General features: G+C 70.7%; 14 protein-coding genes. 9 read left to right on the top strand and 5 right to left on the bottom strand.

Annotated elements, in window-relative coordinates; genetic code table 11:
* Positions 1-120: 120 nt before the first annotated feature.
* The 5 genes from ACGHC0_RS07285 to ACGHC0_RS07265 form a co-directional block, all read right to left on the bottom strand.
* Positions 121-1,560: an NAD-dependent succinate-semialdehyde dehydrogenase gene (locus ACGHC0_RS07285; protein ID WP_368354599.1), complete on the bottom strand. Its 1,440-nt coding sequence runs from the start codon at positions 1,558-1,560 to the stop codon at positions 121-123.
* Between the two features lie 204 nt (positions 1,561-1,764).
* Positions 1,765-3,237 (bottom strand): efflux transporter outer membrane subunit, encoded by a 1,473-nt coding sequence (locus ACGHC0_RS07280; RefSeq protein ID WP_415267803.1) that lies wholly within the window; start codon positions 3,235-3,237, stop codon positions 1,765-1,767.
* A gap of 14 nt (positions 3,238-3,251) precedes the next feature.
* A complete protein-coding gene (locus ACGHC0_RS07275; protein ID WP_415267802.1) occupies positions 3,252-6,497 on the bottom strand; it encodes an efflux RND transporter permease subunit in 3,246 nt (1,081 codons plus the stop codon).
* A gap of 32 nt (positions 6,498-6,529) precedes the next feature.
* Positions 6,530-7,786 (bottom strand): efflux RND transporter periplasmic adaptor subunit, encoded by a 1,257-nt coding sequence (locus ACGHC0_RS07270; protein ID WP_415267801.1) that lies wholly within the window; start codon positions 7,784-7,786, stop codon positions 6,530-6,532.
* Positions 7,787-8,022: 236 nt separating this feature from the next.
* Entirely contained in the window at positions 8,023-8,871 is an 849-nt protein-coding gene (locus ACGHC0_RS07265; RefSeq protein ID WP_415267800.1) for an alpha/beta hydrolase, read from the bottom strand.
* Between the two features lie 164 nt (positions 8,872-9,035).
* Between ACGHC0_RS07265 and ACGHC0_RS07260 the strand changes: the two genes are divergently transcribed.
* From ACGHC0_RS07260 to ACGHC0_RS07220, 9 genes are all read left to right on the top strand, one after another.
* Complete coding sequence (locus ACGHC0_RS07260) at positions 9,036-9,965, top strand: LysR family transcriptional regulator (protein WP_368354594.1); 930 nt, start codon at positions 9,036-9,038, stop codon at positions 9,963-9,965.
* A gap of 114 nt (positions 9,966-10,079) precedes the next feature.
* Positions 10,080-10,769, top strand: coding sequence for a 4'-phosphopantetheinyl transferase family protein (locus ACGHC0_RS07255; protein ID WP_368354593.1), 690 nt, complete (start codon positions 10,080-10,082; stop codon positions 10,767-10,769).
* Between the two features lie 63 nt (positions 10,770-10,832).
* Entirely contained in the window at positions 10,833-11,510 is a 678-nt protein-coding gene (locus ACGHC0_RS07250; protein ID WP_368354592.1) for a beta-ketoacyl synthase chain length factor, read from the top strand.
* Positions 11,507-12,289: a lysophospholipid acyltransferase family protein gene (locus ACGHC0_RS07245; protein ID WP_368354591.1), complete on the top strand. Its 783-nt coding sequence runs from the start codon at positions 11,507-11,509 to the stop codon at positions 12,287-12,289. The genes ACGHC0_RS07250 and ACGHC0_RS07245 overlap by 4 nt, the downstream gene beginning before the upstream one ends.
* The gene (locus ACGHC0_RS07240; RefSeq protein WP_107171941.1) at positions 12,270-12,536 is read left to right on the top strand and encodes a phosphopantetheine-binding protein; all 267 of its coding nucleotides are present in this window, start codon (positions 12,270-12,272) and stop codon (positions 12,534-12,536) included. Before ACGHC0_RS07245 ends, ACGHC0_RS07240 begins: the two co-directional genes overlap by 20 nt.
* 35 nt (positions 12,537-12,571) lie before the next feature.
* Positions 12,572-12,838: an acyl carrier protein gene (locus ACGHC0_RS07235; protein ID WP_368354590.1), complete on the top strand. Its 267-nt coding sequence runs from the start codon at positions 12,572-12,574 to the stop codon at positions 12,836-12,838.
* Positions 12,839-12,842: 4 nt separating this feature from the next.
* The gene (locus ACGHC0_RS07230; protein ID WP_368354589.1) at positions 12,843-13,421 is read left to right on the top strand and encodes a hypothetical protein; all 579 of its coding nucleotides are present in this window, start codon (positions 12,843-12,845) and stop codon (positions 13,419-13,421) included.
* A 3-nt stretch (positions 13,422-13,424) separates the two neighbouring features.
* Positions 13,425-14,789 (top strand): AMP-binding protein, encoded by a 1,365-nt coding sequence (locus ACGHC0_RS07225; protein ID WP_368354588.1) that lies wholly within the window; start codon positions 13,425-13,427, stop codon positions 14,787-14,789.
* Positions 14,767-15,135, top strand: coding sequence for a 3-hydroxyacyl-ACP dehydratase FabZ family protein (locus ACGHC0_RS07220; RefSeq protein WP_368354587.1), 369 nt, complete (start codon positions 14,767-14,769; stop codon positions 15,133-15,135). The genes ACGHC0_RS07225 and ACGHC0_RS07220 overlap by 23 nt, the downstream gene beginning before the upstream one ends.
* Positions 15,136-15,141: the final 6 nt, after the last annotated feature.

The following is a 15,141-nucleotide window of genomic DNA, read 5'->3' as shown; positions in this document are numbered from 1 at the left end:
GCAAACAACGCCGCCGCGGCCCGCCCTGCCGGAGGCCCCACCATGCGACAAAGCCCCCGGGATGGGTGTCCGCGGGGGCTGTCCGGGGCATCGCTGCCCCGGGATCGATGGCCGGTCCGGTCACACGTTGGTAATGGACACCGCGCGCGTGTTCAGGTGCGCCTCGATCGCCTCCGGGCCTCCCTCGGAACCGTAGCCGGAGTCCTTCAGCCCGCCGAACGGCAGTTCGGCGGACGGGGACGCGGGCTGGTTGATCCACAGCATACCCACTTCGAGCCGCTGCGACAGCAGGTGGGCGTGCTTGAGGGAGCGCGTGAAGGCGTAGCCGGCCAGCCCGTAGGGCAGTCGGTTCGCCTCGGCGATGGCGTCCTCGATCTTCTCGAAGCCGCGCACCGCGGCCACCGGGCCGAAAGGCTCCTCGTTGAAGATGCGCGCGGACACGGGCACGTCGTCCAGCACCGTGGGCTGGAAGAAGTTGCCGTCGCCACCGATGCGCTCTCCGCCGGCCGCCACCTGGGCGCCGTGCTGCACGGCATCCTGCATCAGTTCGGCCATGGCCGCGATGCGGCGCGGGTTGGCAAGCGGGCCCATCTGTGTGCCGTCGGCCAGGCCGTCGCCCACCTTCAGGCCCTGGGCGTGGCGCGCCAGGGCTGCCACGAAGTCCTTGCGGATGCTCTCGTGCACCAGGAAACGGGTGGGCGAGATGCAGACCTGGCCGGCATTGCGGAACTTCGCGCCGCCGGCGGCCTTGATGGCCAGTTCCACGTCGGCGTCGTCCGCGACGATCACCGGGGCATGGCCGCCCAGTTCCATGGTCACGCGCTTCATGTGCTGGCCGGCCAGCGCCGCCAGCTGCTTGCCCACGGGGGTCGAGCCGGTGAAGGTGACCTTGCGGATGACCGGATGCGGGATGAGGTAGCTGGAAATCTCGCCGGGATTGCCATAGACCAGGCCCACGGTGCCGGCCGGCACGCCGGCATCGGCGAAGGCCCGGATGAGTTCGGCGGGGCTGGCGGGCGTTTCCTCGGGGGCCTTCACGAGGATGGAGCAGCCGGACGCCAGGGCGGCGGCCAGCTTGCGCACCACCTGGTTGATCGGGAAGTTCCAGGGCGTGAACGCGGCCACGGGGCCTACGGGGTCCTTCAGGACGAGCTGGCGCACGGCGAGGCTGCCGCGGGCCGGCACGATGCGGCCGTAGATGCGCTGGCCCTCGTCGGCGAACCACTCGATGATGTCGGCGGCGGCCATGGCCTCGATCTTCGCCTCGGCCAGCGGCTTGCCCTGCTCCTGGGTGAGGATGCGGGCGATGGATTCGGCGCGCTCGCGCATCAGGGCCGCCGCGCGGCGCATGGTGCGTGCGCGCTCCACGGCGGGGATGTCGCGCCAGACCTCGAAGCCTTTCTGGGCCGCCTCCAGGGCACGGTCCAGGTCGGCACGGCCGGCATGGGCCACGCGGCCGATTTCCTTGCCCGTGGCCGGGTTGTGCACGGCGATGGTCTTGCCATCGGCGGCATCCTGCCATTCACCGGCAATGAAAAGGCGTGTGCTCGGATACGTCATGCGTGTGCTCCTGCGATAGCTGATAGGGACATGGAAATGGGGGGCGGGCCGGTCGTGCCGCGGACATGGCGGGCGGCGACCCGTATCCTAGCCGCGACCTATGACACGGCCCGGCAACAAAAAGAAGCACTATAGGCCGGTTGGCGCCCCAGCGCCGGCACGGGCCCGCTTTGCTACGCCGGGTTACCCAACTTGCGGGAATTTTCAACCGTTGCGTGCAACCGGCCGGTCTGCTTCCCGCATTTTCGCTCCATCGTCTCCCCAGCCGCCGCCCAGCGCGCGGATCAGGCCCACCGTGGCCGTGTACTGCGCGGTGCGCACCTGCAGGGCCTGGCGGCGGTTGCGCAGTTCGCTGCGGCGGGCATCGAGCAGTTCCAGCTGGCTCACCATGCCGTTGCGGTAGCGCGAATCCGACAGCTGCGTGGCGCGGACCGCCGACTGCACGGCGCGGCCCTGGGCATCGGCCTGGCCGGCCAGCAGGCGCAGCGCGCTGAGCTGGTCCTCGACCTCGCGGAATGCCGTGAGCACCTGGCCGCGGTGGGCAGCCAGCGCGCCCTCCAGCCGGGCGCGGGCGCCGTCCTCCTGCGCCTGGCGCTGGCCCCCATCGAAGAGCGGCAGCGACAGCAGTGCACCGATGCCCCAGGAGCGGGCCGACCACTTGAAGAGGTCGCCCAGTTCCGGCGATGCATAGCTGCCGTTGCCCGTGAGCGTGACGGCCGGGAACCACGCCGCCTGGGCCACGCCCACGCGGGCCTGCGCCGCCAGCACGGCCGCCTGCGCCGCCGAGACATCCGGACGGCGCGCCAGCACCGTGCCCGGCACGCCGGCGGGAATGACGGGCAGCGCCGCCTCGCCGGCCGCAGGGGGCACGGTGAAGCCGGTGGCCACCTCGCCGACCAGCAGGGCCAGCGCATGGGTCAGCACGGCCTGCTGGCGCTCCAGCGCGAGGGCATCGGACTCGGTGGCGGCCACCTCGGCCTGCACGCGCGCCACGTCCAGCTCGGCCACATCGCCGGCCTGGTAGCGGCGCTCGGTCAGGCGCAGGGTGCCCTGGTAGGCGGCCAGTCCCTCCTGCACCAGGGCCTGCTCGGCCTGCACCGAACGCAGTTGCAGATAGGCCTGGGCGGTATCCGCCTGCGCCATCAGGCGCGCGCTCTGCAGCAGCGCCTCGCGCGAGCGGGCGTCGAGCCGCGCGGCATCGCTGGCCTGCGACAGGCGGCCGAACAGGTCCAGTTCATAGGACACGTTCAGCCCCGCCGTGGCCAGCGTGGCGGGCACCGGGCCGCCCGTGGCCGTGTTGGCGCCGGCCTGCCGCGCCACGCCGGCCGAGGCGCCCAGTTGCGGCGCGCGATTGGCATCGGCGGAGCGCAGCAGCGCCCGCGCTTCGGCCAGCCGGGCGGCGGCCTCCTGCACGCTGGTGTTGCCGCTGCCGGCGCGCTGCACCAGGTCGTCCAGCACCGGATCGCGGAAGCCCAGCCACCACGCGCCACGGGGCTGCGCCTCGGCGGGCGGCGCCGTGGTCCACGATGCCGCGCCGGCGGCTTCGCTGAAGGCGGCAGGCACGGCCACGCCGGCATGCTCCGGCACCGCCGGAGTGCTCATGCAGCCGGCCAGCACCAGGGCAGCGGCCAGCGGCACCAGCCGCGAGAGGGATTCAAAAGGAGAAAACATCGTCATGGCAAAGCTCCGTCTCATTCGTGCAGGCCGCGCGGCGCGGCGATCACGGGGTGGGCCGAAGCCCCATGGCCCGGCGCGCCCTGGCCGGCGTCGGTGATCGGCGCCACGTGGCTGCCATGCTGCTGCAGCGGCCGGTTGCCGGCCAGGCGGCGCAGGGCCACGTAGAAGACCGGCGTGAGGAACAGGCCGAAGGCCGTGACGCCGATCATCCCGGCGAACACCGCCACGCCCATGGCGCTGCGCATCTCCGAACCGGCGCCGGTGGACAGCACCAGGGGCAGCACGCCCATCACGAAGGCCAGGGAGGTCATCAGGATGGGGCGCAGCCGCAGGCGGCTGGCCTCGATGGCGGCCTGCACGGGCGTGCGGCCGGCGAATTCCAGCTCCCGCGCGAACTCCACGATCAGGATCGCGTTCTTGGCCGACAGCCCCACCAGCACGATCAGCCCGATCTGGGTGAACACGTTGTTGTCGCCGCGGGTGAGCCACACGCCGGCCATGGCGGCCATAAGCCCCATGGGCACGATCAGGATGATGGCGATGGGCAGCGTCAGGCTTTCGTACTGCGCGGCCAGCACCAGGAACACCAGCAGGATGGCCAGCGGGAACACCAGCACGGCGGAATTGCCGGCCAGGATCTCCTGGTAGGTGAGCTCCGTCCATTCGAAGCTGATGCCCGGGGGCAGCGTCTCGGCGGCGATGCGCTCGACGGCGGCCTGCGCCTGGCCCGACGAAAAGCCGGGCGCGGGCCCGCCGTTCACGTCGGCCGAGAGGAAGCCGTTGTAGCGCATGGCGCGCTCGGGGCCGAAGCTGTTCTCGATCTTCATCAGCGCCGACAGCGGCACCATCTCGCCGGTGGCGGAGCGCACCTTGAGCAGGCCCACGTCCTCCGCCCGCGCCCGGTAGGGCGCATCGGCCTGCACGCGCACGCTGTAGGTGCGGCCGAACTGGTTGAAGTCGTTGGCATACAGGCTGCCCAGGTAGATCTGCAGCGTCTCGAAGATGTCGGTCACCGGCACGCCGAGCTGGCGCGCCTTGGTGCGGTCGATGTCGGCGTACAGCTGCGGCACGTTGACCTGCCAGCTGGTGAACAGCCCCGCCAGCTCCGGCGTCTGGTAGGCCTTGGCCATGAAGGCCTTCACGGCCGCGTCCATGGCGCCATAGCCCAGCGAGGCGCGGTCCTCGATCTGCAGCTTGAAGCCGCCCGTCGTGCCCAGCCCGGCCACCGGCGGCGGCGGGAACATGGCGATGAACGCGTCCTGGATGCTGCCGAAGGCCTGGTTGAGCTGGCCCGCGACGGCACCGCCGCTCTGGTCGGCCCGCCGGCGCTCGGCGAAGGGCTTGAGCGTGACGAACACGATGCCCGCGTTGGAGCTGTTGGTGAAGCCGTTGATCGACAGGCCCGGGAAGGCGATGGCGTCTTCCACGTTGGGGTTCTTCTTCACGATCTCGCCCATGCGGCGGATGACGTCTTCCGTGCGGTCCAGCGTGGCGCCGTCGGGCAGCTGCGCGAAGCCCACCAGGTACTGCTTGTCCTGCGCGGGCACGAAGCCGCCCGGCACCGCCTTGAAGAGGCCCCACGTGGCGCCGACCAGCACCAGGTAAATGGCCAGCATCAGCGCCTTGCGGCCGATCACGCGGCGCACGCCGCCGCTGTAGGCCTCGGAGCCCCGGTGGAACACGCGGTTGAAGCGCCGGAAGAAGCCGCCCAGCACGCGGTCCATGCCGCGGGTGAGTGCATCCTTGGGCTCGTGGTGGCCCGTCAGGAGCAGTGCGCTGAGCGCGGGCGACAGCGTGAGCGAGTTGATCGCCGAGATCACGGTGGAGATGGCGATGGTCACCGCGAACTGGCGGTAGAACTGCCCCGTGAGCCCGCTGATGAAGGCCAGCGGCACGAACACGGCCACCAGCACCAGCGCGATGGCGATGATGGGCCCGCTCACCTCGCGCATGGCGCGGTAGGTGGCCTCGCGCGGCGAGAGGCCCGCCTCGATGTTGCGCTCGACGTTCTCCACCACCACGATGGCGTCGTCCACCACGATGCCGATGGCCAGCACCAGCCCGAAGAGCGACAGCGCGTTGATCGAGAAGCCCAGCAGGTGCAGCACCGCGAACGTGCCCACCACCGACACCGGCACGGCCAGCAGCGGGATGATGGAAGCGCGCCAGGTCTGCAGGAAGAGGATCACCACGATCACCACCAGCGCGATGGCCTCCAGCAAGGTCTGGATGACCGAGTGGATGGAGGCGCGCACGAACTGCGTGGGGTCGTAGGCGATGCGGAACTCCACGCCCTCGGGCATGTGCTTCTGCAGTTCGGCCATGGTGGCGCGCACGTTGGCCGAGATGTCGAGCGCGTTGGAGCCGGGCGCCTGGAACACGCCCATGCCCACGGCCGGGTCGTTGTTGAGCAGCGATCGCAGCGAGTAGTCGGCCGCGCCCAGCTCCAGCCGGGCCACGTCGCGCAGGCGCGTCACGGCCCCGTCGGCACCGGTCTTGACGATGATGTCGCCGAATTCCTCCACCGTGGCCAGGCGGCCCCGGGCATTGATCGACAGCTGCATGTCCACGCCCGGCAGGCCGGGCGACTGGCCCACCACGCCCGCGGCGGCCTGTACGTTCTGCCCGCGGATGGCGGCCACCACGTCGCCCGCGGAAAGGCCGCGCTGCGCGACCTTCTGCGGGTCCAGCCAGGCGCGCATGGAGTAGTCGCCGCCGCCGAATATCTGCACCTGCCCGACACCGGGGATGCGGGCGAGCCGGTCCTTCACGTTGAGCACGGCGTAGTTGCGCAGGTAGTCGATGTCGTAGCGGCCGTTGGGCGAGACCATGTGCACGACCATGGTCAGGTCCGGCGCGCTCTTGACCGTGGTGACGCCCAGGCGGCGCACTTCCTCGGGCAGGCGCGGCTCGGCCTGGGAGACGCGGTTCTGCACCAGCTGCTGCGCCTTGTCCGGGTCGGTGCCCAGCGCGAAGGTCACGGTGAGCGTCATCACGCCGTCGGTCGTGGCCTGGCTGCCCATGTAGAGCATGCCTTCCACGCCGTTGATGGATTCCTCCAGCGGCGTGGCCACGGTCTCGGCGATCACCTTGGGGTTGGCGCCGGGGTAGGTGGCGCGCACCACGACGGAGGGCGGTGCCACCTCGGGGTATTCCGAGATCGGCAGCGCCCGCAGGGCGATCAGCCCCGCCAGGAAGATGAGCACCGACAGCACCCCGGCGAAGATGGGGCGGTCGATGAAGAAACGGGAGAGGTTCATGGTGTCGTTCTCTGCTCTCTGAAGCCCGGCGCTCAGGCCGCGGGCTGCCGGCCGGCGGCACGCGCCTGCGCGCCCTCGCCGCCCACTTCGGACTTGGCGGCCATGGGCACCTCCTGCGGGGCGACCACGGCGCCGGGGCGCACACGCTGCAGGCCGTTGACGACGATGCGCTCGCCCGCCTTCAGGCCCGCGGTGACGACGCGCAGGCCATCGACCGGCGCGCCCAGCTGCACCTCGCGGTATTCGGCCTTGTTGCCCTCGCCCACCACCATCACGAACTTCTTGCTCTGGTCCGTGCCCACGGCGCGCTCGTTGATCAGCACGGCCTGGGTGCTCTTCGCCTGGCCCATGCGGATGCGGGCGAACTGGCCCGGCATGAGGGCGCCATCGGCGTTGTCGAACACGGCGCGCACGCGCACCGTGCCGCTTCTCGCATCCACCTGGTTGTCGATGAGCTGCAGGCGGCCGGCGTGCGGCGTGCCGCCGGTGGTGCCGGTGCCCATCTGCACGGGAATGCGCTCGATGAGCGTGCGGGCGCTCTGGCCGGAGCGCAGCCCTTCCAGGGCGCGGGCCACGATCTGCTCGTCGGTGTCGAAGCTCGCATAGATCGGGCTCACCGAGACCAGCGTGGTCAGCACCGGCGCGCCGGCACCGGAGCCCACGAGGTTGCCCACGGTGACCTCGATGCGGCCCACGCGGCCCGCGACCGGCGCGCGCACCTGGGTGTAGCCCAGGTTCAGGCGGGCCGTCTGCAATGCGGCCTGGGCGGCGCGCAGGTTGGCCTCGGCCTCGCGCTGGGCGTTCACGCGCTCGTCCCGCTCGCGCTGGGCGATGGCGTGCTCTTCCCAGAGGCGGCTGGCACGCTCCATCTCGCTGCGGGTGTACGACACGCGGACCTGGGCGGCCACCACCTGCGCATCGGCCCGGTCCACCTCGGCCGCATAGGGCGCCGGGTCCACGGTGAAGAGCAGGTCGCCCTGCTTCACCAGCGCGCCTTCGCGGAAGTGCACGGCCTGCACGGCGCCGGCCACGCGCGGGCGGATGTCCACGCGCTGCACGGCCTCCAGCCGGCCGGAGAACTCGTCCCACAGCGCGACGTCCTGCTGCACCACGGCCGCGACGGACACCGGCACGGCCGGGGGAGCGGCATCGGCGGCTGGCGCCTCGGCATGCGAGGCGGAGAGCCCGAAGAGGGCCCCGCCACCGGCCGCGATGGCGGCCGCGGCGCCGGCAGCGGTCCACCAGCGGCGCGCGGGCGAGAAGAGGGAAACGGGTCGGGATGACGGCATGGCAGATCCTTCGGATGTGTCTGAAAACGGGTGGTGTCGCAAGCAAAAAAGCGGGGCCCGCACCGGCGGGGCAAAGCCTTCCCCCTCCGGCCCGCGGGCTCGGAAAAAATGCATCGGAGGGGGACAAGCCGCGCCCAGGCGCGGAGACGGCAACGGGGCCGGATTCTCAAACCTCAACCATCGTTGAGGTCAATACCTTCCGTGGCGGCGGAGGTGTATGGTTTCCAACAGGGGATTCAGCGCGGAGCCGGACATCGGCCGGCCTCCATGAATCGTCGGAACCGCTCGCGCGCCTCGTCCGCGCACGGACAGGCCTGCGTGCCGGGCTCCAGCAGCGCATCGGGCCAGCGCTCGGCCTTGCGCAGCACATGCAGCTCCACCGGCAGGCCGGCGGCCTTCAGCCGTGCCGCATAGGCCAGCGTTTCGTCGTGCATGGGGTCGGTGTCGCCGACCAGCAGCAGCGTGGGCGGCAGGCCCGCCAGGCGCTGTGCGGTGCCGGGCACGGCATACGGGTGTTCCGCGTCGCGCGCGCAGCGCAGGAACTTCTCCCAGCCCTGTGCCCAGCGGCAGGCGTCGCTGCCTTCGGTGGCGGCCCGCAGCGACGGCGTGCCGGCGCAGGGGTCGAGCATCGGCGACACCAGGATCTGCCCCGCCAGCGGCGGATGGGACTGGTCGCGCGCCATGAGGCACACGCCCGCCGCCAGGTTGCCGCCGGCCTCTTCCCCGGCCACATACACCGGCGCGCCCGTGCCGGCCAGCCGCGTGCGGTAGCGGTAGGCCCACTGCAGCACGGCATAGCCCGTCTCCAGCGGTTGCGGGAACGGATGCGCGGGCGCCAGCGGGTAGGCCACCGACACCACCAGCGCCCCGGCTTCCTGCAGCAGCCCCGCGATGGTGCAACCGCTGTCCAGGTCGCCCGACACGAAGGCGCCGCCATGGAAATGCACGACCAGCGGCGACGTCTCGCCGGCTTTCCTGCGGCCGTACATCCGCACGGCGACGTCCTGCCCCCCCGGTGCCACCGCAATGGTGGATTCGGAACGGGCGCCATCGGGCATGGAACGGGAAGATGCGGTGGTAGGCATGGTGGTGTGGCCGGAAACATTCCGGTGCTGCAAATGTAGGCGTGCGGACAGCGACGATAAACCAGCCGATGCGGGCCTCACTGTTTCCAAAGTACGAACAATCGGGGCCCTTGCCGCATGTGAGAATTTGCCAGCCCGAGAAGAGGCACCGAGGAAGGAACGCCATGGACCAGATCCAGGCCATGCGCATTTACGCGCGGGTGGTGGAAGCCGGCACGTTCACGCGCGCCGCAGACTCCCTGCAATTGCCCAAAGCTACCGTGACCAAGCACGTGCAGGCGCTGGAAGCGCGCCTGCGCGTGCGGCTGCTCAACCGTACCACGCGGCGCGTGACCGTCACGCCCGACGGCGCGGCCTACTACGACCGCGCCGTGCGCCTGCTGGCCGACTTCGACGACATCGAGGCCAGCATGACCCATGCGCGCGCCACGCCCAGCGGCCGCCTGCGCGTGGACGTGGGCACCTCGATGGCGCGGCTGCTCATCATCCCGCACCTGGAGGAGTTCCAGGCGCGCTACCCCGACATCCAGCTCGACCTGGGCGTGAGCGACCGCATCGTGGACCTGCTCAGCGACAACGTGGACTGCGTGATACGCGGCGGCGAACTCACCGACCAGTCGCTCGTGGCGCGCCGCATCGGCCTGCTGGAATTCATCACCGTCGCCTCGCCCGCCTACCTGGAGCGCCACGGCACGCCGCGCGAACCGCTGGACCTCGAGCGCGGCCACCAGAGCGTGATCTATTTCTCGCCGCGCACTTCGCGGCGCTACCCGCTGGAATTCCACCGGGACGGCGAATCGCTGGAAATCGGCGGGCCCTCGCGCCTCGCGGTGAACGAGAGCAACGCCTACCTGGCCGCACTGCTCGCCGGCCGCGGCGTGGGCCAGATCACCACCATGCAGGCCCAGCGCTACCTGGACCGCGGCGACCTGGTGCGCGTGCTGCCCGAATGGAGCCATCCACTGCTGCCGGTCTATGTGGTGTACCCGCCCAACCGGCACCTGAGCGCGAAGGTGCGGGCGTTCGTGGACTGGGCGGCGGAGATCTTCTCCAAAGCGCCGCAGGGGGTGGTTTCAACGGCCGACCGGCACTGAGCAACAGCCGATCAAATGTTGCATTTCAGCCATATTGTTAACTTTTTGTAATAAATTACCTATTTGAAAAGATAATCGAGAGCTTCGCGCGCATAACAGGGGAGGGGCGAAGCTGTGATCCATTCGACAACAACATTCGTCACGCCGTCGTCCGCACGCATTCGATTCGAGCTTTTCGGATCCGTCCTGCCGCATCCTGTCGCGCAGACCTCCCCGGCAACGCAGCCCGCCCCCGCCATCGACATCGCGGTCATGCACCTGGGCGCCACCACGCTCCGCACGCGCATGGCCCAGCGCAGCGCCCAGTCCCGCGCCGCACGCAGGGTGCTGCGGGCCATGCTGCCCGCCTGCCCCGGCCGCCGGGCGCCACGCATCTGCAAGACCGCGCTGGGCGCGCCCTACCTGGAGGGCGTGCCGGATCTGCGCATCAGCATCGCGCACAGTGGCGGCTGGGTCGCCTGCGCCACCTCCCCTTCAGCCTGCGTGGGGATCGACATCGAGCAGCCCCAACACCGCGACTGGCTGGCCGGCGCGCCATGGGCGCTGCACCCCGCCGAGATCGCCTGGATGCGGGAGAACCCGGAGCAGCAATCCCTGCAGGGGCTGCTGCACTGGTGCCGCAAGGAAGCACTGGTCAAGGCGCTCGGCCTGGGAATGCACGACAGCGTGCCCTTTCCATGCATCCGCTTTTCACCGCAAGGCCTGCTGATCGAGGCACCTGACCGGTGCGGCGACGTGGGTGAATGGAACTTCCACACCCGGGTCCTGCGCTCGGGTGCGGTGATGGCGGCTGCATGGCGCTGAGTCGGTCACCGCATGTCGATGTCTGCCTTTTCCCATGCGGCGCCGGCCGCCGGTGCTCTCAGGATGCACGTTCCCCTGGCGCGCTGGGCCTGCTGGCCCACGCCGGGTGACGCAGCGGCGCAGGACGCTCCCCGCGCGGATTTCCTCGAGCCCGCCATGCGGCGGCGGGTAGGCGCGCTGGCCCGCGCGGCGCTGCAGGTGGCGCACGACTGCGCGGGGCACCTGCCCAGCGTGCGCATCGTCTTCGCATCCCGCCATGGCGAACTGGGCCGCACGACGCAGATGCTGCAGGGGCTCGCCGAGGAGCAGGAACTGTCGCCCATGGCGTTCAGCATGTCGGTGCTCAATGCCATCGCGGGCGTCTATTCGATCGCCCGGCAGGACCGCGCCCCCGCCACCGCGGTGTCCGCCGCGGAAGGCACGTTCGGCATGGCACTGCTGGAAGCCGGCCTGCAATGGGCCGACGACCCTGCGTCCCCCGTGCTGCTGCTGTACGCGGACGAACCGGCATCGCCCGTCTACGGGCCCGTGGCAGGCGATCTCTCCCGCCCCCTGGTGCTGGCGCTGCTGCTGGATTCGCAGGCGACCGAAAGCCTGTTCATGCAGACGGCGGACGCCCCTGGCGCCGCGAGCGCCACCGCACAGCCCGAAGCCTTTCTGCCGTGCCTGCTCGGTCCGGAGGAGTCGCACTGGACGGACGGGCGCCAGGGGTGGACATGGCACAGGAGGCCCGCAGCATGACGCGGACCTGGGACTACGGCTGGCGCCTGTTCGCCACGGCCCTGTGCTTCGCGGCCTTCGGCCTGGGCGGCCTGCTGCTGACGGTGGCGGTGTTTCCCGCCCTGCTGCTCTTCAGGAAAGCCGACCGCATCCGGCATGCCCGCCGGCTCATCCAGCGCGTGTTCGCGGGCTTCCTGCGGCTCGCCGAAGCCCTGGGCGTGATGCGCCTGCATGTCTCCGGCGCGCACCGGCTGCGCGGCTGCGGCGGCACGCTGGTACTCGCCAACCACCCCACGCTGATCGACGTAGTGGTGCTGCTCTCGCTCATGCCCACGGCGGGCTGCGTGGTGAAGCAGGCCCTCTGGAAGAACCCCGTGCTCGGCGCCGCCGTGCGGGCGGCCGGCTACATCAGCAATTCGGAGCCTGAAACATTGGTGGGCGACTGCACGCGCGCCCTGGCGGAAGGCCAGCCGCTCATCATCTTCCCGGAGGGCACGCGCAGCCAGCCCGGCCAGCCGCTGCACTTCCTGCGCGGCGCCTCCTATATCGCCATCGCGAGCGGGGCTCCCATCGTTCCGGTGCTGATCGGCTGCCGGCCATCGACGCTCACCAAGCAGGACAAGTGGTACCGCATCCCCCCGCGGCGCTTCGAACTGCGGGTGGAGGTGCTCGAGCCGCTGGCCCCGCTGCATGCCGATGCCGGCGGCGCACCGCCGGCCCTCGCCGCCCGGCACCTGACCCAATCCCTGGAAACCCATTTCACCCGAGAAATACAGCGCCATGAATTCACTGAAGCTTGAGATCAAGCGCCTCATCATCGAGACGCTCGACCTGGAGGGCACCGCCCCGGACGACATCGCGGACGACGCCCTGCTTTTCGCCGCCGACGGCGTGGGGCTGGATTCCATCGACGCCCTGGAGATCGGCGTCGCACTGCGCAAGCGCTACCAGATCCAGCTGGAGGCCGGCGATGCCGAGAACCGCCGGCACTTCAGTTCGGTCAGCAGCCTGGCGGAGTTGATCGAATCCCGGCGCCAGTTCGCCTGACCCGTTTCCCCCATCGCCTTTTTCGCAAACGCCCCATGAATACCCAGCACATCCTGGACCAAGTCCGCGACATCCTCGTGGAGACCTTCGAAATCGATGCCACCCGCGTCACGGCGGACGCGAACCTGTTCGAGGACCTCGATCTCGACAGCATCGATGCCGTGGATCTCGCGATCAAGCTGCAGGAGATGACCGGCCGGCGCATCCAGGTGGACCGCTTCAAGAGCGTGCGCACCGTGAGCGACCTCGTCACCACCGTGCAGCATCTGCTGGCGACGGCGGAAACGCCCGCCACTGCCTGACGCCATGCCCCTCGCCCCCCTGTGGCAGGCCCTGCCATGGATCGCCTATCCCGGCCTGATCTACTTCGGCCTGCAATACCTGGAGCCGCGGTACGTCGCCCTGCTGCTGGCGGCGACGCTGCTGCTGCGCCAGCGCGAGGCGGCGGCACGCTTCCTCTCGGGACTGTCCCGTGCGGAACTGCTGGTCCCGGCGGGACTGCTGGCATGGTCCCTCGCCACGGGCGTCGCCAACAATGAGACCATGGTGCGGCTCTACCCCTGCGTGGCGGGGCTGGGCATGCTCTGTCTCTTCGGGGCGTCGCTGGTGAAGCCTCCCTCCATGGTGGAACGCTTCGCTCGCCTGCGCGAGCCCGACCTGCCGCCCGCGGGCGTGCGGTACACCCGGCACGTCACCCAGGTGTGGTGCGGGTTCTTCGTCCTCAACAGCGCCGTCGCCTGCTATACGGCCCTCTACACCTCGCGCGAGGTCTGGTCGCTCTACAACGGCCTGATCGCCTATGTGCTGATGGGTGCGCTGTTCGCGGGCGAGTGGCTGGTGCGCCAGCGCATGCAGGCGCGCACCGCGCGCCGCACCGGGTCCTGACCCATGCAGGTGCTGCCACTCCATGCGCTGCCTTCCATGCCGCGCGCAGGCGATGCCCCCGTGTGCCGCCGCGGCGCGCTCACCGTCACCTGGCGCGCCTTGCAGGAAGGCGTCGCCCGGCGCAGCGAAGGCATCCGCCGGCATGGGGCCGAACGCTGGCTGCTGGCCGCGGACGACGCCTGCGGCTTCGCCACCGGCCTGCTGGCCATCCTGCATGCGGGCCGACAGGCCGTGATTCCGCCCAACACCCAGCCCGGCACCCTGGCGCGCCTGGCGAGCGCCTACGACGCCACGCTCGCCGATGTGCCGGATGGCCCCGGCGACGCCTCCGGTCTCGCGCCGATCGATCCCCACCGCCCCGCCATCCACATCTACACCTCCGGAAGCACCGGCGAGCCGAAGCCGGTGCGCAAGACACTCGGGCAGTTCCAGGCCGAGGTGGCGACGCTGGAGGCGCTCTGGGGCGAAACCATCGGCGATGCGGGCTTCATCGCGACCGCACCGCATGCGCATTTCTACGGGTTGCTGTTCCGCGTGCTCTGGCCCCTCGCCACCGGGCGGATGTTCGACGCGGCCACCATCGATACGCCGAGCCTGCTGCACGAGCGGCTGGCGTGCTTCGCGCCGGCGGCCGTGCTGGTCAGCAGCCCCGCACAGCTCACGCGGCTGCCCGAGTTGCTGCCGCTCGGTGGCCTGCGGCCCGTGCTGCGCCACGTCTTTTCTTCCGGCGGCCCCCTGCCGTCCGGCACGGCCCTGGTGTTCCGGGAGCAGTTCGGCGAAGCGCCCACCGAAGTGTTCGGCAGCACGGAGACCGGCGGCATCGGCTGGCGGCAGCAGGTGGAGGGCGACGCCTGGACCCCCATGCCCGGCATGCGCATCACGCGCGGCGATCAGGGCGCGCTCCAGCTGCGCTCGCCATTCCTGCCCGATCCGGATGTCGTCTGCGAGATGGACGACGCGGTGGCCCTTTCGCCCGACGGCCGCTTCCGGCTGCTGGGCCGGCTGGACCGCACCGTGAAGATCGAGGAAAAGCGCGTGTCCCTGCCGGACCTCGAAGCGCGCCTGGCATCCCACCCGTGGATCGCCCAGGCCGCGGCCGTGCTGCTGCAACGCGGCCGGCTGCGCATCGGTGCCGCGGCGGTGCTCACGCCCGAGGGGCGCGACGTACTCGAGCGGGAAGGCCACCGCCTGCTTTCCCGGACGCTGCGGCTGCACCTGTCCGGCCATTTCGACGCGGTCGTCCTGCCGCGCCACTGGCGGTTCCCGCCGCAGCTTCCGGTGAACGAGCGCGGCAAGCTGCCGGCGGCGGCGGTCGCCGCGCTGTTCCACGCCGACGAGGATTCCGATGCCCGAGCAATGGCTGCCTGAAGTCAGCGCCGTGCGGCGCCCCGATGACGACACAGCCGTGATCGCGATGCACGTGTCCGGCGGCATCACGCATTTCGCCGGCCATTTCCCGGGCTTCCCGATCCTGCCCGGCATCGTGCAGCTGGACTGGGCCGTGCGCTTCGCGGACGATCACCTGCCCGGCTTCGCGCAGCGCGGGGCGTTCCGAGCGCTCGAGCAGGTGAAATTCCAGTCGCTCGTGCTGCCGGGAAAGGAGCTGGAACTGAACCTGTCGTGGAGCCGGGACCGCCAGCGGCTCGCATTCGCCTATGCGGCCGGCGACCGGCCGTGCTCCTCGGGCCGCATCGCCTTCGGGCCCGCGCCATGACGCATG

This window comes from Acidovorax sacchari (genome assembly GCF_042847045.1).
Classification (GTDB): domain Bacteria; phylum Pseudomonadota; class Gammaproteobacteria; order Burkholderiales; family Burkholderiaceae_C; genus Paracidovorax; species Paracidovorax sacchari.
This window is presented reverse-complemented; position numbering and strand designations above follow the sequence as displayed.